The 22774-nt window shown below is 60.8% G+C and carries 14 protein-coding genes; 8 read left to right on the forward strand and 6 right to left on the reverse strand.

The genetic code is table 11. The features are described 5' to 3' along the window. Positions 1 to 197 precede the first annotated feature (197 nt). The 3 genes from ASG55_RS14410 to ASG55_RS14420 are packed head-to-tail and all read right to left on the reverse strand — an operon-like array spanning position 198 to position 3212. Positions 198 to 914 (reverse strand): cobalt-precorrin-6A reductase, encoded by a 717-nt coding sequence (locus ASG55_RS14410; RefSeq protein ID WP_056787660.1) that lies wholly within the window; start codon positions 912 to 914, stop codon positions 198 to 200. Further along, a complete protein-coding gene (locus ASG55_RS14415) occupies positions 911 to 2008 on the reverse strand; it encodes a cobalt-precorrin-5B (C(1))-methyltransferase (RefSeq protein WP_056787664.1) in 1098 nt (365 codons plus the stop codon). The genes ASG55_RS14410 and ASG55_RS14415 overlap by 4 nt, the downstream gene beginning before the upstream one ends. Beyond that, positions 2001 to 3212 carry a bifunctional cobalt-precorrin-7 (C(5))-methyltransferase/cobalt-precorrin-6B (C(15))-methyltransferase gene (locus ASG55_RS14420; RefSeq protein WP_056787666.1) on the reverse strand — a complete coding sequence of 404 codons (1212 nt, stop codon included), beginning with the start codon at positions 3210 to 3212 and terminating at the stop codon, positions 2001 to 2003. The genes ASG55_RS14415 and ASG55_RS14420 overlap by 8 nt, the downstream gene beginning before the upstream one ends. A gap of 225 nt (positions 3213 to 3437) precedes the next feature. Between ASG55_RS14420 and ASG55_RS14425 the strand changes: the two genes are divergently transcribed. From ASG55_RS14425 to ASG55_RS14460, 8 genes are all read left to right on the forward strand, one after another. Then, complete coding sequence (locus tag ASG55_RS14425) at positions 3438 to 4109, forward strand: hypothetical protein (RefSeq protein WP_056787668.1); 672 nt, start codon at positions 3438 to 3440, stop codon at positions 4107 to 4109. Then, on the forward strand, positions 4033 to 5070 hold the full coding sequence (locus tag ASG55_RS14430) for a hypothetical protein (protein ID WP_156388193.1): 1038 nt from the start codon (positions 4033 to 4035) through the stop codon (positions 5068 to 5070). Before ASG55_RS14425 ends, ASG55_RS14430 begins: the two co-directional genes overlap by 77 nt. A gap of 52 nt (positions 5071 to 5122) precedes the next feature. Then, a complete protein-coding gene (locus ASG55_RS14435) occupies positions 5123 to 5773 on the forward strand; it encodes a hypothetical protein (RefSeq protein WP_056787673.1) in 651 nt (216 codons plus the stop codon). Positions 5774 to 5929: 156 nt separating this feature from the next. Next, positions 5930 to 7228, forward strand: a complete 1299-nt coding sequence (gene cobG, locus ASG55_RS14440) for a precorrin-3B synthase (protein ID WP_056787676.1) — start codon at positions 5930 to 5932, stop codon at positions 7226 to 7228. Continuing rightward, on the forward strand, positions 7221 to 7847 hold the full coding sequence (locus ASG55_RS14445; protein ID WP_056787678.1) for a precorrin-8X methylmutase: 627 nt from the start codon (positions 7221 to 7223) through the stop codon (positions 7845 to 7847). The genes cobG and ASG55_RS14445 overlap by 8 nt, the downstream gene beginning before the upstream one ends. Next, positions 7844 to 8578, forward strand: coding sequence for a precorrin-2 C(20)-methyltransferase (locus ASG55_RS14450; protein WP_370695113.1), 735 nt, complete (start codon positions 7844 to 7846; stop codon positions 8576 to 8578). Before ASG55_RS14445 ends, ASG55_RS14450 begins: the two co-directional genes overlap by 4 nt. Beyond that, entirely contained in the window at positions 8578 to 10278 is a 1701-nt protein-coding gene (gene cobJ / locus ASG55_RS14455; RefSeq protein ID WP_056787681.1) for a precorrin-3B C(17)-methyltransferase, read from the forward strand. Before ASG55_RS14450 ends, cobJ begins: the two co-directional genes overlap by 1 nt. A gap of 367 nt (positions 10279 to 10645) precedes the next feature. Beyond that, complete coding sequence (locus tag ASG55_RS14460) at positions 10646 to 17782, forward strand: TcdA/TcdB pore-forming domain-containing protein (RefSeq protein WP_056787685.1); 7137 nt, start codon at positions 10646 to 10648, stop codon at positions 17780 to 17782. Positions 17783 to 17860: 78 nt separating this feature from the next. On the opposite strand, the gene ASG55_RS14465 is transcribed toward ASG55_RS14460, so the two are convergent. From ASG55_RS14465 to purD, 3 genes are all read right to left on the reverse strand, one after another. Continuing rightward, positions 17861 to 18457 (reverse strand): MarC family protein, encoded by a 597-nt coding sequence (locus ASG55_RS14465; protein ID WP_016771870.1) that lies wholly within the window; start codon positions 18455 to 18457, stop codon positions 17861 to 17863. Positions 18458 to 18520: 63 nt separating this feature from the next. Continuing rightward, positions 18521 to 21298 carry a hybrid sensor histidine kinase/response regulator gene (locus ASG55_RS14470; protein ID WP_056787821.1) on the reverse strand — a complete coding sequence of 926 codons (2778 nt, stop codon included), beginning with the start codon at positions 21296 to 21298 and terminating at the stop codon, positions 18521 to 18523. Positions 21299 to 21397: 99 nt separating this feature from the next. Continuing rightward, positions 21398 to 22693 (reverse strand): phosphoribosylamine--glycine ligase, encoded by a 1296-nt coding sequence (gene purD, locus ASG55_RS14475; protein WP_041480674.1) that lies wholly within the window; start codon positions 22691 to 22693, stop codon positions 21398 to 21400. Positions 22694 to 22774 lie beyond the last annotated feature (81 nt).

The following is a 22774-nucleotide window of genomic DNA, read 5'->3' on the forward strand; positions in this document are numbered from 1 at the left end:
GAATTTGCAGTGCCAGACCTGACGCCTTCGCGGGCAAGCCCGCTCCCACAAATTTTGTGAGTGTGCACAGATATCAGCAACATCCACGGTTCCTGTGGGAGCGAGCCTGCTCGCGAAAGCGATTTGTCAGGCACTGATGGGCTGCCGGTGCGGACGTCTTCGCGAGCAGGCTCGCTCCCACATAGGGCGGTGCCGATTCAGTGGGAAAGGGCAGCGAGGACTTCAGCGACTGATTCAAACTCCCGATCAACCCCCGGCAACCCCGGCCGCTTCAACACCAGCACCGGAACGCCACGCTCGCGCGCCACTTCAAGCTTCGGCTCGGTGGCGCTGCTGCCGCTGTTCTTGCTGATCAATACGTCGATCTGCCGGCGCTCGAACAGCGCGCGCTCGTCTTCCAGCAGAAACGGCCCACGGGCGCCGATCACTTCGCAGCGCGCGTTGCCGGGATAGACGTCGAGGGCGCGCAGGGTCCAGAACTGGTGGGCGGGGATTTCGTCGAGGTGTTGCAGCGGTTCACGGCCGAGGGTGAACAACGGGCGGTGGAACGGTTCCAGGGCGGCGATGAGTTCGGCCCAGTCACTGACCTCGCGCCAGTCATCGCCTGCTTGCGGTTGCCAGGCGGGCCGGCGCAAGGCCCAGCAGGGGATGCCGGCGAGCTGTGCCGCGCGGGCGGCGTTGGCGCTGATTTGTGCGGCGTACGGATGCGTGGCGTCGAGCAGCAGATCGACGCCTTCATCGGCGATGAACTGCGCCAGACCCTCAGCGCCGCCATAGCCGCCGACCCGAACCTGGCAGCGCAAATCGCTCGGCACCCGGCCAACGCCAGCGAGGCTGTAGATATGTTGTGGGCCGAGCGTGCGGGCAATCGCCAGCGCTTCAGTCACGCCGCCGAGCAACAAGATCCGCTTCATACAAAACCTCCGGCATGCCCGACAATCCCGCCCTGACGATCAATGGCAAACACCTCGACCTGGACCTGTGCCGGTACCACGCTGCGGGCGAAATTCAATGCGTGGCGACACACCTCATCCCCTAAAGCGATGCCCGCCGCACTGGCTATGGCCAAGGCTTGTTGGCTGGTATTGGCTTCGCGAATGCCCTGTTGCAATGCCGCATCCGCGCCAATCGCCGCCGCCCACTCGGCCAGTTGCGGCAAGTCGATGCTCGAATGCCGTGAGTGCAGATCCATATGCCCGGCGGCGAGTTTGCTGATTTTGCCGAAGCCGCCGCACAAGCTGAGTTTATCCACAGGTACTTTGCGCAGATGCTTGAGCACCGCGCCGACAAAGTCACCCATCTCGATCAGGGCGATTTCCGGCAGGTCATAGACCCGGCGCATGGTGTCTTCGCTGGCGTTGCCGGTGCACGCGGCGATGTGCAGATAACCATTGGTTTTCGCTACGTCGATGCCCTGATGAATCGAGGCGATGTAAGCGGCGCAGGAAAATGGCCGGACGATGCCGCTGGTGCCGAGAATCGACAGGCCGCCAAGAATGCCCAGCCGTGGATTCATGGTTTTCAGCGCCAGTTCTGCGCCGCCCTCGACATTGACTGTGACTTCGAAGCCGCCGCCGTAACCGGTTTCGGCGGCGAGCAAGGCCAAGTGATCGCTGATCATTTTGCGCGGCACCGGATTGATCGCCGGTTCGCCGACGGCCAATACCAGACCGGGTCGGGTCACCGTGCCGACGCCGACACCGGCGTTGAAGCGAATTCCCGGTTCGGCGGACAGTCGCACCTGTGAATAGAGCAGGGCGCCGTGAGTGACGTCAGGGTCATCGCCGGCATCCTTGATCGTACCGGCCTCGGCGCCGCCCTCGCTCAAGCGGCAGAACTCCAGGCGCATCTGCACCTGTTTGCCCTTGGGCAGCGTGATCTGCACCGCGTCGGCGCTGATGCCGGTGAGCAACAGGCGCGCGGCGGCGAGGCTGGTGGCGGTGGCGCAGCTGCCGGTGGTGAGGCCGCTGCGCAGGGGCGCGGGTTGTTCGGCGGTTTCGTCACGCATCGAGGGGTTTGACCAATTCCAGCAGGGTGATCGGCAATGCCTGACGCCAAGTGTCGAACTCGCCGAGCGGTTGCGCCTGGGCGACATGGATGCGCGTCAGCTCACCGCCGTATTGTTCGCGCCAATGCATCAGGGTGACTTCGCTTTGCAGGGTCACGGCGTTGGCCACCAGACGGCCGCCGGGCTTGAGCTGGTCCCAGCAGGTCTCGAATACACCCTCACGGGTGACGCCGCCGCCGATAAAAATCGCTTCCGGACGTTCAAGGCCATTGAGCGCTTGCGGCGCCTTGCCGCGAATCAGCTGCAAGCCGGGTACGCCCAGCGCATCGCGGTTGTGTTCGATCAATTGCTGACGGCCCTCGTCGGCCTCGACCGCCATGGCACGACAGCTCGGGTGCGCACGCATCCACTCGATGCCGATCGAGCCGCTGCCGGCACCGACATCCCAGAGCAGTTCGCCGGGCTTCGGCGCCAGGCGGGCGAGGGTGATGGCGCGCACGTCGCGCTTGGTCAGCTGGCCGTCGTGACGGAACGCCGAATCGGGCAGACCGGCGAGGCGTGACAGGCCGGTAACACCGGGTTCGGCCAGACACTCGACAGCGATAACGTTGAGATCGGCAATCGGCGCATTTTCCCAGTCACTGGCGCGGCGCTCGATACGCCGTTCGGCGTCGCCGCCCAAATGCTCCAGAACAGTCATGCGACTTGGGCCGAAACCACGTTCGCAGAGCAATTGCGCAACGGCGGCCGGGCTGCTGCCGTCATTGCTCAGCAACAACAGACGCACGCCGCTGAACAGATGCGCATTGAGCGCCGCCAACGGACGCGCCACCAGCGACACAATCGTCACCTCCTGCAACGGCCAGCCCAGGCGCGCCGCGGCCAGTGCGCAGGACGAAGGGGCGGGAATGATCGCCATCTCGGCGCTCGGCACATGACGCGCCAGGCTGGCACCGACGCCGTAGAACATCGGATCACCGCTGGCCAGCACGCAGACCGGCTCGCCACGCGACTCGAGCACCGGCGCGAGGGAAAACGGACTCGGCCACAATTGCCGCTCGCCGCCGATGCACGGCGGCAGCAGATCCAGCTGACGCTGGCCGCCGACGATCCGCGAGGCGCCCATCAGAGCACGCCGGGCGTTCTTGCCCAGGCCTTTGAAGCCGTCTTCACCAATACCCACAACGGTCAGCCAATCGCCCATTTCATACTCCAGATCCTGCGTCCAGCGAAGCGGGCGACATGATAGCGCGACAATCGATAACTGGCTGCTGTCCTTTTTTCAGGAGCGCCGACATTGAATGTTTACATTGTCTTTTGTGATTTTTCGAGTTCTTCGCAAGTATTGAATTGGCGTTCCGCTGGAAGTGCTTGTGGCTATCCGGAAGGTACTTTTTTAGTAAATTGAATAATCAAATGGATAATTGAAATGAACGATGTTTTGAACAGTATCTCAGCACTGCCCGACCAAGGCAGTGCGACGGTGATGGGGAATAATCTGTTGTCCTACTTTTCCGGGTTGACTGCGGAAGACAAACGATTCGTCAAAGACAGTATGCGCTGGGCAGAATACAGAGCCGATTTGCGTCATGACAGAAACAGTGAGCCAGCTGCTTGGTTCGAATATTATTCCGGGGTGCTCTGGTCTGTCGGCTGGAGCCTGGAGCAAGCTCCGGTAATCCATGTTGACAAGAACTTTACCGGCAATGCGCTGGACGTCTGGGCGCGATCCTTGTCGCAACAACTAAGTCGGGAGAAAGTCGCGCTAATGAAGGAAGCGTTCCATATGCTTGAGACACATTCGGACGCCATAGACGTATTTAGAGGCAGCGCTCGGGAATGGAGCGATTTTCGTTTTTCTCCTGCTCAGTACAATTTCAATAGGGAGTTGGAGATTGTCGTCAGTAATGTTCGCTTGCTTGATGCGAAGTGGTCCTCTACCTATTTGTTCTGGACTATTCAGCATACGGGTTCGGAGCTTGATATCCGCTCCAGGCGCTTTTTGATCAGGTCTGCCGCGATAAATGAAAATCGGCTTCAGTTGGCTGCTGCAGTGCTTGATATGCGCACGCGTGAAATTGAGTTGGCTCGGGGCGCTTGATATTAGTTGTACAGCTTTGTTTGATGGTTTGTATGACGGTCTGAAATTAAATGCATGGATTTTCGATTTGATTAACTCCGGTGCTGTGGTTAGTTTGTTTTCCACACCAAGTCGGTGTTTTAATCATGAAAGGAATTCATTTATGACTGAGCTGAATAAAGATGTAATCTCCGCTGTTGAGCGGTTTAGTTTGATTGCACAAACCAATGAGTTTATCGCTGCGCAGCCAGTGCTGCGCTCGCGTTCGGCAAGTGTTGGCAGTAGCTTGCCGGTTGATAAAGATGAACTGAATGCTGCAATCATGGGCTCGGGTATTGCAGGCTTTGATGCAAGCATGTCCAAGCGCAGCAAGCGAATCGTTAAAAACACCTACATGTACGCTGATCTGGTTGCCTTGCTCAAATATCCGGCGTCCAACCAAAAAGAACAGCGCTATAACGAGTTTATGCGATTGATGAAACTGGCTGGCTGGTTTGCTTTCAGCCAGCCTTATAATCGATATACCGCTACTTCGCAAAAATTGACCATGGATAATATTGTCCTGTCTGTTCTGCATACCGCTGTTGGTGCAGCAGTAGGACAGGGCCAGGCAGCCCTTAAAGTATTGTCCTCTGTGGCAGATGCGACCATGGATGCGCTGAAAAATGAACCACAGGCCCTGACGCTGTTCGAGAACAACTCGAAGAAAGCCGAAGGTGGCAACTTTTGCATGAGTGCGGCTTCGCAGGATGATGAGGGTGGTATCACCCTGGCAATCGCTGCTGTGCAATATCTGGCTTCGGCTCAACCTACCAAAGTACTGTTTGTAGAATGGGCAACATCTGCTGTGGAGATTTATAACGCCGGTGCCACGATGTATATGGATGAGGAAGACTATGCAATGGTAGAACCATTGATTGTCAAGGCTCTGACGGAGCAACGTGAGAAAGCGCTCAGCTACGAATTTGGCCAATCGGTCTGAAAGTGATTAATGCCAGAGGCGCAAGCCTCTGGTTTTTTTGTGGGAGATGCAAATGTTCGCGATTTCGAAGGTTTTCGTATGCGCAGGGGCATTAGTGCTGGTGAGTAAAGAGCTGACGGCATCTGACATTGACGACAGTCTCGATGCGCTGCTTTATTCACAAACGGTCGCCTCGCATAAAGTTCCCGATGCTGTTGAATACGAGGCATGGAATGATGCCAATAAAACGGCTTTGAAAGTCACCGGTGCTTTGTTTTTTGACGATCCGGTTATCAGCGCGCCTGTCACAACGCCCGATACTTTTACTTTGCTGGAGTTGACTCAAGAACTCTTGCAAGGTTGGGCGTCGGCAGTTTTGAACCAACAGGTAATTGCCAATCTGACCTCGCAACTGGAGAGCAACGGTGCTGCCCTTGAGTTGCTTCAGCGAAATATTCTGCAAGAGGGCAAGTCGATTCGCTTCATGCTTGGCAGCGTATCTGCGGAATCAACGATTACGATGGTCGTCATTTCGTTTGCCGTCAAAGAGCCTGTTCCGGGCAATGTGCTTGAGCGACGCTTCAATGCCGAGCAGATAGTGGGCAACCTTGCTGTTGATTGCTACAAGGCTCTTATAGATGCCGATGATTACTGTTTCTCGAGAGCCAGGATTATTGCGTTATTGGGTGAGCGGCGTGAAAAGCAGATTATCGCCCTGACCTGAGAGCGCGGCAGAGGCAACAACTGAAGCCTGCCTGCCCCACCGGTCGAGACAGAGGGCAGACTTTTCATACCGGTGGGCAAAGCAGGCATAATACTGCGCCTTCGCCCGCGAAGCGCTTCTGCCACACAACCGGTCAGCCCCTTGAACGAACGCCCGATGTCCACTGCCTTACGCCCCTCGGCCTGCCCGGGGTTGCTGCGTATCGTCCAGGCACTGGACGGCGGTATCTGTCGGATCAAGCTTGATGGCGGTTCGATCAGTGCCGATCAGGCCGATGCGGTGGCCGCTGCCGCCGAAGCGTTTGCGAGCGGTGCGATCGAAGCGACCAATCGCGGCAACCTGCAGATTCGCGGCATCGGTGCGCAATCGGCAGCGCTGATCCAGTGTTTGCTGGCCGCCGGCCTTGGGCCGAAGCACGCCGCCGGCGACGATGTGCGCAATCTGATGCTCAGCCCGGCCGCCGGCATCGATCGGCAGATGCGTATCGATACACGCCCGCTCGCCGGGCAAATCCTCGACACGCTGCAATGCCATCCACGTTTCCATGAGTTGAGCGCCAAGTTCGCCGTGCAACTCGATGGTGGCGAAGCGCTGGTGATGCTCGAACATCCGCATGATCTGTGGCTGTCGGCGTTCGAACGTGACGGCGAAATCCTCTGGGCATTCGGTCTGGTCGGTTGCCCGACCGATCGCCCGCTCGGCGCTGTGAGCCTGGACAATGCTCACGCACTGGTGGTCGCCGCGCTGGAGTTGTTCCTCGACCTGGCCCGGCCAGAGCAAACACGGATGCGCCATCTGCTCGACGAGTTGCCCAGGCTCGCGTTCCTTGAGTCGTTGCGCGAGCGCGTATCGCTCAAGGCGATCAGCAATTGGCAGCGCCCGACGTCGGCAGACGCGCTGCACATCGGCGCTCATCAGCAAAACACGCAAGGTCTCTGCTACGTCGGCGCGGTGCCGCCACTGGGCCGACTTGATCCGGCGATGCTGCGGGGCGCGGCACAACTGGCCCGTCAATTTGGCGATGGCAGTCTGCGCTTCACGCCGTGGCAGAGCCTGCTGCTGCCGAACGTGAAAGCCACTGATACCGACAACGTGCTTGAGCAGTTGCGGGCGTTGGGCCTGTTGACGACCGAGGCCGAGCCACTGGCTCGCCTGATCGCCTGCACCGGCGCCGATGGCTGCGGCAAAGGCCTTGCCGACACCAAACAGGATGCCCGGCAACTTGCACCTCTGCTGCCCGCAGGCCTCAGCGTGCACCTGTCGGGTTGCTCGCGCTCCTGCGCCGCCGCCCACTGCGCGCCAGCCACGCTGCTGGCCGTTGCCCCCGGTCATTACGACCTCTATTTTCGCGATGCAGCACAGCCCGGATTCGGCACGCTGCACGCCTGCAATCTTACTATTGAAGCGGCCGCGACCCTGCTCGACGCCCGCTCCCGGAGCCCCCTTGATGCTTGATTACATCCGCGACGGTCAGGAGATCTATCGCAACTCCTTCGCGATCATTCGCCGCGAGGCCAATCTGGCGCGCATTCCCGCCGATCTGGAAAAACTTGCGGTGCGAGTGATCCACGCCTGCGGCATGGTCGAGGCCATCGACGGTCTGCAATTCTCCGAGGGCGCGGGCAAGGCCGGGCGCGATGCACTGGCGGCCGGTGCGCCGATTCTCTGCGACGCGCGGATGGTCTCCGAAGGCGTGACCCGCACGCGCCTGCCGGCCAATAACCAAGTGATCTGCACTTTGCGCGACGACAGCGTGCCGGAGCTCGCCCGCGAGTTGGGCAACACCCGCTCGGCTGCCGCGCTGGAACTGTGGCGCCCGCACCTCGAAGGCAGTGTGGTGGTGATCGGCAACGCACCGACCGCGCTGTTCTACTTGCTGGAAATGCTCGACGCCGGCGCGCCGAAACCGGCACTGATCCTTGGCTTCCCGGTCGGCTTCGTCGGCGCTGCCGAATCGAAAGCGGCGCTGGCCGCCGACAGTCGCGGCGTGCCGTTCGTGATCATGCAAGGCCGGCTGGGCGGCAGCGCCATGGCCGCCGCCGCCGTCAATGCCCTCGCCACGGAGATCGAATGATGCAGGCCAAAGGACGTCTGATCGGCCTCGGTGTCGGCCCCGGTGATCCGGAACTGATCACTGTCAAAGCCTTGCGCCTGCTGCGCGAATCACCGGTGGTCGCGTATTTCGTGGCCAAGGGCAAGAAGGGCAATGCGTTCGGCATCATCGAGGCGCATCTGGTCGAGGCGCAGAACCTGCTGCCGCTGGTCTATCCGGTGACCACCGAGGCGTTGCCGGCGCCGCTGTCGTATGAGCAGGTCATCAGCGATTTCTACGACGAAGCCGCTGTGGCGGTCGCCGAGCATCTGGACGCCGGCCGCGACGTAGCGGTGATCTGCGAAGGCGACCCGTTCTTCTACGGCTCCTACATGTATTTGCATGATCGTCTCGCCAGCCGTTACGAGGCCGAAGTCGTGCCCGGCGTGTGCTCGATGCTCGGCGGCGCTTCGGTGCTCGGCGCGCCGCTGGTGTATCGCAATCAGAGCCTGTCGGTGCTTTCCGGCGTGCTGCCCCACGAAGAACTGAAACGGCGTCTGGCCGATGCCGATGCGGCGGTGATCATGAAACTGGGGCGCAACTTTCCCAAGGTCCGTCAGGTGCTGGAAGAACTCGGCCTCGCCGAGCGTGCGTTGTATGTCGAGCGCGCGACCATGGCCAACCAGAAGATCGTGCCGATGGATCAGGTCGAGCCGATGTCCTCGCCGTACTTCTCGCTGATCATCGTCCCGGGCGAACGGTGGCAAGGTTGATGAGCCAAACGACTCCCGCCATCGTCATTCTCGGCCAGGGCAGCCTCGCGACGGCGCGGCGCATTCAGCAGGTCTACCCGGCGGCGCAAATCTATGGCCTTGCCGGACGGGTTGAAGGCGCCGACAGCAGCTATCAGGAATTCGGCGCGACCCTGCGCGCGTTGTATCAACAGGACACGCCGATCATTGCCCTGTGCGCGGCGGGGATTGTCATTCGCACCTTGGCGCCGCTGTTGCTGGAGAAAGGCGCCGAACCGGCGGTGCTGGCGGTGGCCGAAGACGGCAGCGCGGTGGTGCCATTGCTGGGTGGACTCGGCGGGGTCAACGTCATGGCCCGGGAGATCGCGGCGGCGTTGCAAGTGGCGCCGGCGATCACCACCAGCGGCGAATTGCGCTTTGGTACCTGCCTGCTCAATCCGCCAAGCGGCTACGCACTGGCGGATCTGGAATCGGGCAAACGCTTCGTTTCCGACCTGCTCGCCGGGCACAGCGTGCGCATCGAAGGCGCGGCGCCATGGCTCGATCAGACGCAGTTGCCGCAGGATCCGCAGGCGCAGCGGTCGATTCATGTGAGCAGTGTGCAGCGGGTGGCCAGCGCCGATGAATTGCTGATTTACCCGCGCAGTGTGGCGGTGGCAGTGAGCGCTGACGTGGCAGATCTGCCGAACGCCGTTCGCGCTGCGTTGCAACAGGCCAGTGTCGCCGTGCCGGCACTGGCGTGTCTGGTGGCAGCAGAGGCTGAAATGGCCTCATCGAGTTTGCGCGAGGCTGCGCTCGAGTTGGGCGTGCCACTGCGCTTCGTGGCAGCACAAAGCGATCTTCAGACGTTGGCCCGTGTGGCAGTGCCTGCGGCGAAGGTGATCAGCGCAGAACATCTGGCGATCGCGATTGCCGAGCAACCGCTGGACGTCGCGCAGATCGGCCGCCCGCGCGGTCGCCTCGCGGTCATTGGTCTTGGCCCCGGCGCCGCCGAACTGATGGTGCCAGCGGTGAAAACCGAACTGGCCCGCGCCACCGATGTGCTGGGCTACGAAACCTACGTGCGCATGGCCGGCCCGTTCCGCGACGATCAGGTGCAGCACTGCACCGACAATCGTGAAGAAATGCAGCGTGCCCGCCATGCCTTCAGGCTCGCCGCTGAAGGCCGCTCGGTGATCGTGGTTTCCTCGGGCGACCCGGGCGTATTCGCCATGGCCGCTGCGGTGCTCGAAGCCCTGCACGAATCGGATGACTCGGCGTGGCACAGCGTTGATCTGGAAATCCTCCCCGGCGTCTCCGCCTCGCTGGCCACTGCGGCTCAGGCCGGTGCGCCGCTGGGCCACGACTTCTGTGTGATGTCGCTGTCGGACAACCTCAAGCCCTGGGCGATCATCGAGAAACGTCTGGATCTGGCCGCCCAAGCGGATCTGGCCCTGGCGTTCTACAACCCGATTTCCCGGGCGCGCCCGTGGCAACTGGGCCGGGCGCTGGAGATCGTTGCGCAGCACCGCTCGCCTGAAACACCGGTGGTGCTCGGCCGGGACATCGGCCGGCCGGGGCAGACGCTGCGCACCACGACCCTGGGCGCATTGACACCGGAACAGGTGGACATGCGCACCATGGTGCTGATCGGTTCTTCGACCACCTGCACCTTCGCCCGTGCCGGAGGCGGTGAGTGGGTTTACACGCCGCGTTGGTATGGTGAAAAACCGCTGTCCTGAAAAACCCTCCGCTCATTCAATATTCGGCTTTGGGAAAGTTTGAGCGGTTGTAAGTCCGATTGAAGTTTCAATTGTTTTCCACCAGCAATAAACAATGGTCATGCCCCACAGGGCAGGGCCATTTTTTTTGCCCGACGGTCGCGCCGGTCCGCTAATTATTTCGCAGCCGTTACAGCATAGTGCTTCGGTGTTATCAGATATTGCCGGGGACAAGCTTTGTATTCCTTGTTGTTTGTGTGGCGCGTATTCGCCCACTAGGGTGCTGTGTTCATAGCACTTGTCGAGTGTCGTTCAAATCAATTTACCGCTCTGCAGCGGCGCGAAAGTGCGCGCGTCAATGGGCCATTAAGTAAACAAGGAGTGTGTGATGGCTTTAAAAAACGATTACTCGTTCGGGCGAGCATTCATTTCTGCGCAAGAGTATTCCGTACTCTCAAAAGCATTGCGGGAGCTTTCTGCCACCCCCCAATATCAAGCGCTGAACGACTATTACCAGCAAGCCGGTCAAACGACCGACCCGGTGTCGTTGTTGACCCTGGCGAGCCTGTTTCAAGAGCAACTTGCAGTGCTGTTGAAACGCAAAAAAAACCCTGTTCCGGTGGTTGTCGATGACATTGCGCGAGGGCTGCAACGTTATCTGTCACGGCTTTCGACGACCGTGCAAATGTTGTCGGGGCCGACCCGGCCGGTGCCGAAAGTCATCCATTTCGTCTGGGTTGGCGGAAGCGAAGTCGGGGTCAATCAGCGCGATTACATGAATATCTGGCGCCAGGTGATGGCGGCGGAGGGTTACCGCTTCAACCTTTGGTACGACAGCGATGCGTTGCTGGCTTTCGAGATGAACCGGGTCATCCTCGACAGTGCCAGGGCTGATGTCATGACGACCGGTGGCGACCAGCTCAACCATGCCGCGCAATTGGCGACGATGATTGAAGAGCGTGCACGGGTGTTGAAACAGCAGATGTTCGACTACCTCAGCCAGCCGAGGTGGAAGGGGCGGACCGATGAAGCACGCATCGATCTGATGGTGCGTGCTTATGGCAAGGACCGCGCGTCGCTGCAGGCTTTTCGTCAGCGCTGCCTCGACAGCCATCTGGCGATGGTGGGGCCGGATCTGCAATTACGCGATGTCACTCACGCCTTTGCCGATGACTTGTTGGCGGACGTCTACCACCGCGAAGTGTCGATGCGCGGCAACTTCGCTGCAGCGAGCGATGTGGTGCGCTTGCAGGCGGAATTTCGTGAAGGCGGGCGTTATACCGACATGGATTATCTGCCGCCGCTGCTCGACAAGTTGGGCGGTGTCGATATCAGCGATTACAGCCAGACGCAGAAAATCGCAGTCCTGCAACTTCTGTTGAACAACAATCCGCAGTTGATGCCGGGGCGCGATCCGCAGCATTACCCCGACAGGACCGACAGTCTTCCAGAGCAACATAAACAACTTCTCGAGGATTTTGCTCGCAGCAAACCCGACGTCCTTGAACTGTTCATAGCGCCAAAAGTCGTGGAGGCTGCGGAGAACGGCTTTCGCATGGGGCTGCAAATCAATGAAGAAATGAACGCTCATTTCATCGCCCAGCCGGGCAGCGGCATGACGATGTCGATCATGCAAGTCATTCGGCTTAATTACGACGTGCTCGCTGAAGTTGAAAAGCGCATGGCCAACTCGGCATCTGGATGGGCCGACGGTGAAACCCTGACCACGGTCGCGGCGACAGTCATTGAAGAGATCTTGGTCAGGTCGAACTTCACCAGCTGGAATGAAGCTTATGCCTACCAATTGCTTAAAGCGGTTGTCACCTATTACCGGGACGGTATCCGCAATGACGCGGCGGGTACGGTAACGCTCACCGGCCCGGGCGCGGCACTCGCCGGATTACATGAATATATCGAAGCCAATTGCGATCCGTTTTTCACTCGTCAGGTGCTGGCGCAACAGCGTCTGCGCGAGGGCTACAACGTCAATACCGAAGAGGAAACCATTTCCGGCTGGATCGTCAGGGGCACGGAAAAAGACTGGCTGGAGAAGGAACACGCCCGCTGGGCCGAGGGCAAGCTCAAGTCCCGTTATGCCGGACGCTTGTCCAACCTGCTCAGCGATCGAAGCCTGACCTTCGAGCGCGGCTGGCCCGTTGTCGAGGGCAAACCGGTGCTGGTGACCGCGGTGCTGCAACGCTTGATGGATGATCTGGGCGAGCCGTTCATTCGAGCGATGCGAGACAAGTTGAGCGGGGAGGTCAATTTCGCTCAAGCCGTGGTCATCGACTTCGACGCCCGTCAGCAAGTGCTGGCGCAAGGACCTGTGGTTGTGCCGACCTCCCATGGTGCGGAATCGGTCAGCCATCTCAACGAACTGTTCAGCCGGATCGCCCACGGTACGCTGCCGCTGGAACAACTGAGCCCCGCGATGCGAGTCGTGCTCGGGGGGATTTTCGGCGCAACGAGCGTGGACGATGTCGGGTTCGCCGATACCTGGCAACAGGTGCGCGACCTGGCCATCGCCACCGACCGTGACGGCACTTTCGCGCGCTACGATGCGATTGAAAAAGCCGTGCGCCAGCGCCGCTCGGCGGCGTTCGAGAACGGGCTGGGACGCGACCTGCCGACGGCCACATCGACGACCCGCGAGCTCAAGGTTCAAGCCATGTCCGAGCCGCTGACGCTGCGCCAGTGGGGCGAACGTATCGGCCAGATCAAGCACAGCGCGCAGCGGGAGTTTCGCACGCAGATCCTGCAGCGCAGCGGACAAGTGCGTGACATCTTTTTCAAGGCCGGCGCGGTGTCGGTCAAGCAGTTGCCGCAGGATCTGTTGCAGCACAACGCGGGCGACCCGGGGCGCCGCTGTTATCCGCTGGCGCTGCTGATGGGCGCCGCAGTGGCAGCCGGCGAGCCGGCGGAACGGGCGTTGGTCGGGCATGTCGCCAGCGCCAGCGCGAGTCCCGACGAACTTGGATCGCGGGCGTTGCGCAGTGCGCTGGACGAACTGCGCGCCTTGCCCACCGGCGAGGTCGGCAGCGTTCGCGGCGTGCAACGCCTGGACAGCATCATCGCCGCGCTGGACGCCAGTGCGGCGCCTGCGGTGCTGCTGCTCGACACTGGCGACCACGCCCTGCTGCTGGCCAAAGTGCGAACCGGTGAGCACGCGGCCTATCGCTTCTACGATCCCAACTTCGCCCTCTACGGATTTGCCGATGGCGCGCAGTTGCAACGTGGCGTAGAGCGTTATCTGAGCGCGGACGATAACGCGCTGGCGAAGCTTTATGGTCTGGGTGAGATGGCCACGGCGCAGTTCACCGTCACTGAGCTGGACACTGCGCAGTTCACCGTCACTGAGCTGGACACTGCGGCGATCGCCGAACGCAGGCTGTCATCGGATCTGCGCGTGGACAGTTTTTTGCACAACGTTGCGCTGGCCGATCCGCAGGGAGCCTCGATCTGGCACAAGCAAGCGCTGGCCCGTACCCGATCTCTTGGGGAAAACGCTCGACTGGGCGTCGGTCTCGCGCAACTGGACGCACGCTACTGGGCCAGCGAGTTCGAGCAGGCGACCGAGCGTTTGCGCCGTGAGCACAACCTGGCGCGTGATTACGTGCCGTTGCTCGATACCCACAGCAAAAACGCCGACGGCGGCCACAGCATTACGCTGATGGATCTGCGCAATGCGCAAAATGCCCGGACGGTCAGCACCCGGGATTCGCGCTTTCAGAGAATCAGGCAATACGTCGAACGACTCGTGCAGGGCGGTGCGGCCAGGCCCGGTCAGACGGCTGATCACGACGGTGGCAGCCGACTCAGTTTCGCCTTTGCGATCCAGACGCTGATCAGTGAAATGCGCCAGCGCGAGTACCGCGCTGGCGATACAGCGCCGACACTGACCGTCGCCCTGCAACTTCAGGTGTACGTCAGTTATGCACAGCTGGGCTTTGGTGTGGCCAGCGATGCAGTGCAGGTCATCCAGTTGGTGCGCCATTTAGCGGTGGCCGAGCGGGCGTTGCAGCAGGCCTCGTTCTCCGCACGTCTGGCCGGGCAGGCCGCCACGGGTGTCGGGGTGGCATTTTCCGTGGCCAATATCGGTTTCGACATCTACAACCTGACGCAGGCAGAGAATCATGAGCAGCGGGCGCGGTTTTCCACGTCCCTGGCGTTCAACACAGCGGCGCTGGGTCTGGATATTGTCGCCCTGGCGGCGGGCGGAACGGTGGGCGCGTTCGCCGCAGCGCTGTCCGTGCCGCTACTGGGCGTCGGTATCGGGGTGACCGCGATTGCCAGCAATCTCGGGCAGATCATGGACAAGGCTGCGGCCATCGGCGAGCACCTCTCGCAGATTCACGACGCTTATCAGCAGTCTTACGAAAGCGTTGGTGCGGTCTTGCAGTTCCCCGCACTGGCAGTGATTACCGAGGTGGATCTGCACAGCAGAAGGGTGGCGTTCGAAGGGCAGAAGTTTTACCCCTGGAAGGGCAGTGCACTGGAATTGCCGCAATACGACGATGATCCGGCCAGGCGGCATGCTGCGATCAACATCCCCAGAGCCTTTCAACGGCCTGCTGTCGGCAGCGTCTGGGGTACTTTGCCCAGGATGGTGGTGCTGGGTTGTTCGCCAATCTGTTACTACGGCTATGAATATCAACTCGGCAGCGCCGGGACCGTGCCCTTTTCAACAACCCGCTACCCGCGGTTGCACGACCGCCTGGCACATCAGCTGGAATATGACGCGCTCGGTAACCGGGTGTTTTACCTGTTCAGTACGCCATTAGCGCCGCACATACTCTACAAGCTGCATCCGGTATTCATGGCTACGACGATCAAGCTGCAGTTGAGCGCAGAGGTCAGTCAGCTGTTGGTTCCGGACCTGCCGCCAGAGTGGCGCGAGAAGATTGCCTACCGGATCACCGCACCGCAGGGGCAATTCCGGATTCGGTTGGTGCCAGGCCTGCTGGCGGTGAATTTCGAACAAGCACAGGGCTGGGAACGGGTGACCTGGACGGTGCAAGCGTCCTGGGCCCGGGTCGAACAGGTCAGCTTTCGTGCAAAACCACGGGACAGCATCGACAGCGCACCTGACATGCTGGTCGATGGCCTCGTGTTGAATCGTTTTGACGGCGTCATCGAGCTGGCCGAGGGGCTGTTCCGGATCGACTGGACGGGCCGCAGCCTGCATCTGATCGGCGTTGTCCTCGACTACGAAAACAACGCTGCGACTCAACTGCGTAGCGCCAACATGACCGCCAGCGGCATCCCGGCGCCGGTGCAGCGCTATTTGCGCGCTCAGGTCGCAAGCGGGCAACTGACCGCAGCCTATTTGCCGTTGCGTAACTTCAGAGTGCCGTTCGATTCGCCGAACCGGCCAGTGGTGACTACCGGCTATTACGACACTGCGCGGGATCGGGTGCTGTTCGCGCGTAACCTGCCGCTGGAGGTGAACGAGGGTGTGGTTCTGGCAGGCGTCAACGCCGGCCATGCGTGGTTCTACCATCCCGATCATCCATCGGTATGGCGGGTCGATGTGCTGACCGGCACTGTCCAGCATCGCTACCGTCTGAAAAATCCGCGTACAGGTTCGACCATCATCGGCTGCCGACAACAAGCCGATGGAGCGCTGCGGATTGCGCAGAAGCTGACGGCAGAAGCGTTGCATGGCACCACCACGGTCGAGTACCGGATCAGCGGGCAGCATGTAGTACTGACCGCTTGCCAGATCGCTTTTGCCGCCGAGGACTATCGGTTCGAGCCGCGTGAAGCGCTTCGACAAACCGATGCCCCGGACATGGGCGTCTCGTCAGACATGGCCGCCAGCAGCAGTGATTGGTCTTGTGCACCGTTCATTGTTGTCGAGGGCTATGCCGGGTCGCAGTTGCGCGACAGGGCTTGGCTGAACAAGACGACGGGCAAGTGCATTGAGGCCAGGCAAGACCTGTCCTGGCCCGAAGACTTGTTGATGCTGATGCCGTCCAGCCCTGAAAACAACGCGGTGCTGTTCTATAGCCAGCAGGAGCGGACGATCAGCCGCGGCATCGAACCCCGTGTCGGTCATTGGCAGAATGTGGTGATCGAACACGATGTGGTCGAAATCAACCAGGCGGACCAGCGCTACCTTGCTACCAAGGACGACGGCCGTCTGTTCGAGGTCGATATCGTCGACGTGCCGGCAGCGGCAGCGATCGACGAGGTGATTGTGTTTCAGTACGGGGTACCTTCCCTTGCGCACAGAAGCGATGAGGCATGGCTCGATCAGGCCGATAAACCCTCGATTCTCCGGTTCGCCGGCGTTGGGCAGCGCTGGCTGCAGCGAAATCCCGATTGGTTGAGCGCATTGCCCTCGCTGGCCACGGTCGCAGCGTTGCTGCCGTTCCCGGTCTTCGGTTTACGAGATGGGGCAGGTCAGGCGTTCCTGACTGTGTGGTGTGTCGATGGCAAAGTCGCTGTGGCCGATATCGGTCAGGGCAAGGAGCTGGCGCTGCTCGGTCTGACCCCGGATCAAAGCGCTGTCTGGTTGCTTGAGGTCAGCGCCGGACAACTTTTCCGCCAGCCGCTGATGGCGATCGAAGCACTGCGGGGAGTGTTTGCCGCTGACCATCGTTTGCTGAAACCGGAGGTGCTCGACAGGCCTGAAAAGGTCTGGACGTCATGGACTTTTGCTGAGGTGCGGCGCCAGGGTGAAGGGCTGATTGCGCAGACCCTCGACGGGGTGCATCTGCAATTGCTGGATAACCAGCCGGCAATGATCGTTGGCGTGGAAAATCGCTGGTCTCATGTGCCGGGGCAGAGCGATGAACAGTTACGTGCACGCCTGCGAGCATTGTTGCAAGGGCATGCCCGCGCGCCTGTCATACAAGTGGCAAGTGCAACCGGACGCTATCTGTATTACCTACCGCAACTTGATCAGCTGTTCGATCTGGCCGGGCGCAGTGACGGACAGTGGTCGGCATTCCTCGGTACGCGCGGGTCGAAGCAGCCGATGCTGTTCGACCCGGTCGACCAACTGATTTTCAGCGCCGGCCCGAACGACGGCGTCTGGCTGCCCGACAGTTATGCCCATCGCGACGCCGAGGTCATGGTGCTTGAGGTAGGTGATGACATCACAGAGATCGAAACATTGTTGCCCGATGGCGTCACCAGGCTGCTGCTGACTTTCGGTGCGCAGACCTCGGGTTATCGGCTGGCGCAAGCGTCCTTCCAGCGGTTGGACTGCATCGTGGTCGATGGACGACAGGCTTCGGATGCTGAAACGGCAGAACCTTGCCTGCTGGATCTGGATCTGGACGAGTGCGGGCATTGGTGGATGTCACGGGTCGATGACGGTGTGGTACTGACCGATCCGGACTCCGGGCACAGTCTGATATTGCGTAATTTCGACGGACAGCGCCGACTGCTACTGATGCTGCCCATTGCCGGGCGGCCACACACGTTCACGCTGGCTCAAGGGCTGGAAGCGTTTGCCACTGTGCGCGGCGCAGAGGCCACGGTCAGCCTGACAGCGGTGATCGCAGCGCTGCGCTGATGTCTCTACGCACAGCAAAACGCCGCGAACGGTAACCGTACGCGGCGTTTCGTTGTGGCGGTTGCGCTGCAACAACACTCAAGGCACTAGATAGCCTTTCACACCGGTAAAGATGATTTGCGCCGCCAGTGCGCAAACAAACAATCCCATCAAGCGGCTGACAATCTGCAAGCCCTGATCGCCGAGAATCCGCTCGATGCGATTGGACAGATACAGCACCACTCCGACAGTAAAACTGGCCAGGGCGATACTCATGATTGCAGTGAGCTTGTCGTCCCAGTGCGGCTGGCTGACGCCCATCACCAGCAAGGCGCCGATGGTGCCGGGGCCGACCGTCAGCGGGATGGTCAGCGGCACGATGGTCACGTCCTGCTGCACATTATCAGCCTGCACCGCCGGTTTGCCCTGAGCCATGCCCAGCGCGGAAATGAACAACACGCTGCCGGCACCGATGCGAAAGGCGTCTACGGTGATGCCGAAGACATCGAAAATCACCCGCCCGAACAAATAGAGCAGCACACTGGAAATCAGTGTGGCGAGGGCGACCTTCCACGCCAGACGCCGCTGTTCCTTGCGCGAATAGCCACGGGTCAGGCTGATAAAGCACGACAACACGAAGAACGGGCTGTAGAGCACCAGCATCTTCAGATAAACGCTGAACAACACATGGAGCATGATGCAAGCTCACTGGCGATGGAGTCGGGGGGGAGTCTATCAGGCACCGCAGATTCTGTCGGTTTACGACGGCTGAGTCGTGGCCCGGTTCTGCTGATCGCGTTGGGCAACCCAGTGTTCGATCAACTCGCGCAACTGGGAGAGCTCGACCGGTTTGGACATGTGCCCGTCCATGCCGGCCTGCCGGGCGCGCTCCTTGTGTTCGGCAAGAATGTGCGCGGTGAGGGCTACAACCGGTGTGCGGATGCGCTGATTGCTGACTTCCCAGGCGCGCAGTTGCTGAGTGGCGGAGAAGCCATCAAGGATCGGCATTTCACAATCCATCAGCACCAGGTCGTAACGCTGGGCCTTCATCGCTTGCAGCGCTTCTTCGCCATTGCTCGCGGTGTCCGGTTGCAGGTTGAGCTTGCCGAGCATGCCACGGATCACTTTGGTCGAGATGGTGTTGTCTTCGGCGACGAGGATGCGGAAGTCGCTCGGCACTTTGGCCGCTGTGGCCGCCGTAACGACCTGCGGCTGGAACGCGACCTGGCCCTTGTTGCGTTGATTGAGCTCGTCAGCCAGCGTGGTCTTGAGCGTATAGCCGGCCACCGGTTTGGCCAGTATTCGTTTGATCCCCGAATTGCGCGCAATGATCTTGCTCGGCGCGTTGCTGATGCCGGTGAGCATGATCAGCAGAATGTCGTGGTTCAGGCTCGGGTCTTCCTTGATCTTCGCTGCCAGTTGCATGCCGGTCATGCCGGGCATGTTCTGGTCGAGCAGGACCACGTCGAAGTAATCGCGCAGATGCGCCTTGGTGCGCAGCAGCGCCAGCGCCTCCTTGCCCGACGGCACGGCGCTGACATTCAGGCCCCAGGCGCTGCACTGCTGCACCAGCACTTTGCGGCAAGTGTCGTTGTCGTCGACCACCAATACCCGCGCGCCTTGCAGCGGGCTGTCCAGATCGGAGGTCGGATGTTCGAGGCGATCCGGGTCCAGTGGCAAGGTCAGCCACAAAGTGCTGCCCTGGGTGGCGCCGCTCTTGATGCCGAACTCGCCTTGCATCAGACGGATCAGTTGGCGCGCAATCACCAGGCCGAGATTGCCGCCCAGGCGATTGGCCGAGAGGAAGTGCTTGCTGTGCAATTCGGCGTGCAACAGTGCTTCGCGCTCTTCCGGCTCCATCGGCACGCCGCTGTCCTGCACGGCAATGCGCAGGCGCGGCTTGCTGCTGCGCTCATCCAGTGCAACGACGATCAGCACTTCGCCTTCTTCGGTTTTCTTCAGGGCATTTTCCAGCAGGCTCAGCAAGGTCTGGCGCAGGCGCGTCGGATCGCCGCTGATTACCCGTGGCACTTGCGGCTGGATGAAGCTGATCAGCTCGACGTTCTGTTGCTCGGCCTTGGCCCGGTAGATGCTCAGGCAATCATCGATCAGGGCGTTGAGGTCGAACTGCACGTCATCGAGTTCGATCTGCCCGGATTCGAGCTTGGAGATGTCGAGGATCTCGTTGATCAGCGTCAGCAGTTCGTTGCCGGCGCTGTGGATGGTTTGCACGTAATCGCGTTGCTTGACCGACAGCGGCGTGCCCAGCAGCAGCTCGGTCATGCCCAGTACGCCGTTCATCGGTGTGCGGATTTCGTGGCTGATCTTGGCGAGGAATTCGGCTTTGGCGTTGATTTCGGCGTTGCTTGCCGCCAGGTCGCGGCTGATGCTGAAACGACTTTCAGTGATGCTGCGCTGTCGCTCGCCCAAGGCGACGCTCATCAGCAGACCGCTGATGCAGATGAACACCATCAGCGTCATGATCAGGCCTTGCGGCGTGACCAGTGTCAGCCCCAGTAGCGCCGGCAGGATAACCAGGGTGCCGATGTTGAACACGATCATGGCGGCGACGAACAGACGCGCCGGGCGATAGCCCTTCTGCCAGTGATAGAAACCCACCAGCAACATGCTCAGACCGGCCAATGCGACCAATGCGTAGGTGATGATGTTCAGCGGCAAGGTGTTGACGAACAGCAGCAACAGGCTGCACGTGACGATCAACAGAATGTCGCCCCACAGCAGTTTGTTCAGCGGATGCTGGCCCAGTGGTGCAAAGAAGCGCAGGGCGTACATCAATCCGGCTGGAGCCGTCAGCAGCAATGCCAGATAAGCGCCCGGCGTCTGAATGGCTTGCCAGTTCGGCAACCACGGACCGGCGAGATTGAGCAACAGGAACAGACTCAGTCCGAGCAGGCCCTCACAGATCGCCAGCCACAGACTGCTGCGCGAGCGCGAGTAGGCGTAGCGCACCAGGTTGTGCAGCAGGAGCATGGCGAGGCAGCCGAACAGCAGGCCGAAAATCAGCGTCTGCTTCTGATCGGCTGCGCCTTCGACCGCCGCTTGCAGGGTGATGTGCGGGCGCAACTGATGGCCGGAGACCATGCGCACGTAGACGTCCAGCGGCTTGTCGGCCTGGGGCAGGGGCAGCATGAAATCGCTGCTTGGCAAAGGATGTTCGGCCTGCGGCCGTTCGTTGCCGGTATTGCGTTGCTCGATCAGCCGGTCGCCGTCGAGCACGTAGAGATTGAGTTGGGACAGGTCGGGGGCAAAGATGCGCAGCACTTGTTCGTGCTTGCCCGGCGCCAGTTTGAAGCGCAGCCACAGGGCGCCCTCGGGTTCGGCCGCGGTCAGACGGTCAAGCTCGATGGGGCTGAATTGATTGGTGTAGCGAGCGGAGCGGATGTCGCTCAGTTGCAGGATGCCCTGATCGTCAAGCAATACCGACCAGCCACTGCCTTGCGCGGCCTGGGCCGGGAGCATGCAGAGCAAGGTCATCAGCGTGACGGTGAAGCTTATGGCAATCCTGAGCCAGCGCACGGCGAAATCCCTTCGTAGGTTGATGCCAGAATATAACGATGCGCGACGACCGAACAGCCCGGCGAGGAATGGCATCCCGCGCCGGGCCTGATGGATCGCTTACTCCTGGGTTTCGCCGCGTTCACGGGCAATGGCGCGGTAGCCGATGTCCTTGCGGTAGAAGCAGCCTTCCCAGTCGATGGCAGCGGCCAGTTTGTAGGCCTGCTGCTGAGCTTCACCCACGGTGGCGCCCATGGCAGTGGCACACAGTACACGACCACCGGCAGTAACGACCTGACCGTCCTTTAACGCGGTGCCGGCGTGGAAGACTTTGCCTTCCAGACCTGACGCTGCGTCCAGACCGTTGATCGCTGCGCCTTTGGCGTAGTCGCCCGGGTAGCCGCCAGCAGCCAGAACGATGCCAACGCTCGGACGCGGATCCCACTGTGCTTCGATCTTGTCCAGCGCTTGCGCCAATGCGGCTTCAACCAGCAGCACCAGGCTCGATTGCAGACGCAGCATCACCGGTTGGGTTTCCGGATCGCCGAAGCGGCAGTTGAACTCGATGACTTTCGGGTTACCGGCCTTGTCGATCATCAGACCGGCATAAAGGAAGCCAGTGTAGACGTTGCCTTCCTCGGCCATGCCGCGCACGGTCGGCCAGATCACCTGATCCATCACGCGCTGGTGCACGTCGGCGGTGACCACCGGGGCAGGGGAATAAGCACCCATGCCGCCAGTGTTCGGGCCGCTGTCGCCGTCGCCGACGCGTTTGTGATCCTGGCTGGTGGCCATCGGCAGCACGTTCTTGCCGTCGACCATGACGATGAACGAAGCTTCTTCGCCGTCGAGGAATTCTTCGATCACCACGCGTGAACCGGCGTCGCCAAACGAGTTGCCAGCGAGCATGTCACGCACGGCGTCTTCGGCTTCGGCCAGGGTCATGGCGACGATCACGCCTTTGCCGGCAGCCAGGCCATCGGCCTTGATCACGATCGGCGCGCCTTTCTCACGCAGATAAGCCAGGGCCGGCTCGATCTCGGTGAAATTCTGGTAATCGGCGGTCGGGATCTTGTGGCGGGCGAGGAAATCCTTGGTGAACGCTTTCGAGCCTTCCAGTTGCGCAGCACCGGCGGTCGGACCGAAGCAGTCCAGGCCACGGGAGCGGAACAGATCGACCACGCCAGCCACCAGCGGCACTTCCGGGCCGACGATGGTCAGGGAAACGTTCTTTTCCGCGAAGTCAGCCAGTTGCTCCAGCGCCAACACGTCGATGGCGACGTTTTCACATTTAGCTTCAATGGCGGTGCCAGCGTTGCCCGGTGCAACGAAAACCTTCTGCACACGCGGATCCTGAGCCACTTTCCAGGCCAGAGCGTGTTCACGGCCACCGCTGCCAATGATCAAAACATTCATTTCAAAAACCTCAAAAATCTGTCAGGCGCTGCTGGAGCGCTTTATGTGGGAGCGAGCCTGCTCGCGAAAGCGGTGTGTCAG

This window comes from Pseudomonas sp. Leaf434, assembly GCF_001425545.1.
GTDB lineage: Bacteria > Pseudomonadota > Gammaproteobacteria > Pseudomonadales > Pseudomonadaceae > Aquipseudomonas > Aquipseudomonas siliginis.

Excerpts from the sequence above, each read along its gene's own strand:
- ASG55_RS14410 (WP_056787660.1), bottom strand. The coding sequence starts at position 914 with ATGAAGCGGATCTTGTTGCTCGGCGGCGTGACTGAAGCGCTGGCGATT.
- ASG55_RS14415 (WP_056787664.1), bottom strand. The coding sequence starts at position 2,008 with ATGCGTGACGAAACCGCCGAACAACCCGCGCCCCTGCGCAGCGGCCTC.
- ASG55_RS14420 (WP_056787666.1), bottom strand. The coding sequence starts at position 3,212 with ATGGGCGATTGGCTGACCGTTGTGGGTATTGGTGAAGACGGCTTCAAA.
- ASG55_RS14425 (WP_056787668.1), top strand. The coding sequence starts at position 3,438 with ATGAACGATGTTTTGAACAGTATCTCAGCACTGCCCGACCAAGGCAGT.
- ASG55_RS14430 (WP_156388193.1), top strand. The coding sequence starts at position 4,033 with ATGAAAATCGGCTTCAGTTGGCTGCTGCAGTGCTTGATATGCGCACGC.
- ASG55_RS14435 (WP_056787673.1), top strand. The coding sequence starts at position 5,123 with ATGTTCGCGATTTCGAAGGTTTTCGTATGCGCAGGGGCATTAGTGCTG.
- cobG (WP_056787676.1), top strand. The coding sequence starts at position 5,930 with ATGTCCACTGCCTTACGCCCCTCGGCCTGCCCGGGGTTGCTGCGTATC.
- ASG55_RS14445 (WP_056787678.1), top strand. The coding sequence starts at position 7,221 with ATGCTTGATTACATCCGCGACGGTCAGGAGATCTATCGCAACTCCTTC.
- ASG55_RS14450 (WP_370695113.1), top strand. The coding sequence starts at position 7,844 with ATGATGCAGGCCAAAGGACGTCTGATCGGCCTCGGTGTCGGCCCCGGT.
- cobJ (WP_056787681.1), top strand. The coding sequence starts at position 8,578 with ATGAGCCAAACGACTCCCGCCATCGTCATTCTCGGCCAGGGCAGCCTC.
- ASG55_RS14460 (WP_056787685.1), top strand. The coding sequence starts at position 10,646 with ATGGCTTTAAAAAACGATTACTCGTTCGGGCGAGCATTCATTTCTGCG.
- ASG55_RS14465 (WP_016771870.1), bottom strand. The coding sequence starts at position 18,457 with ATGCTCCATGTGTTGTTCAGCGTTTATCTGAAGATGCTGGTGCTCTAC.
- purD (WP_041480674.1), bottom strand. The coding sequence starts at position 22,693 with ATGAATGTTTTGATCATTGGCAGCGGTGGCCGTGAACACGCTCTGGCC.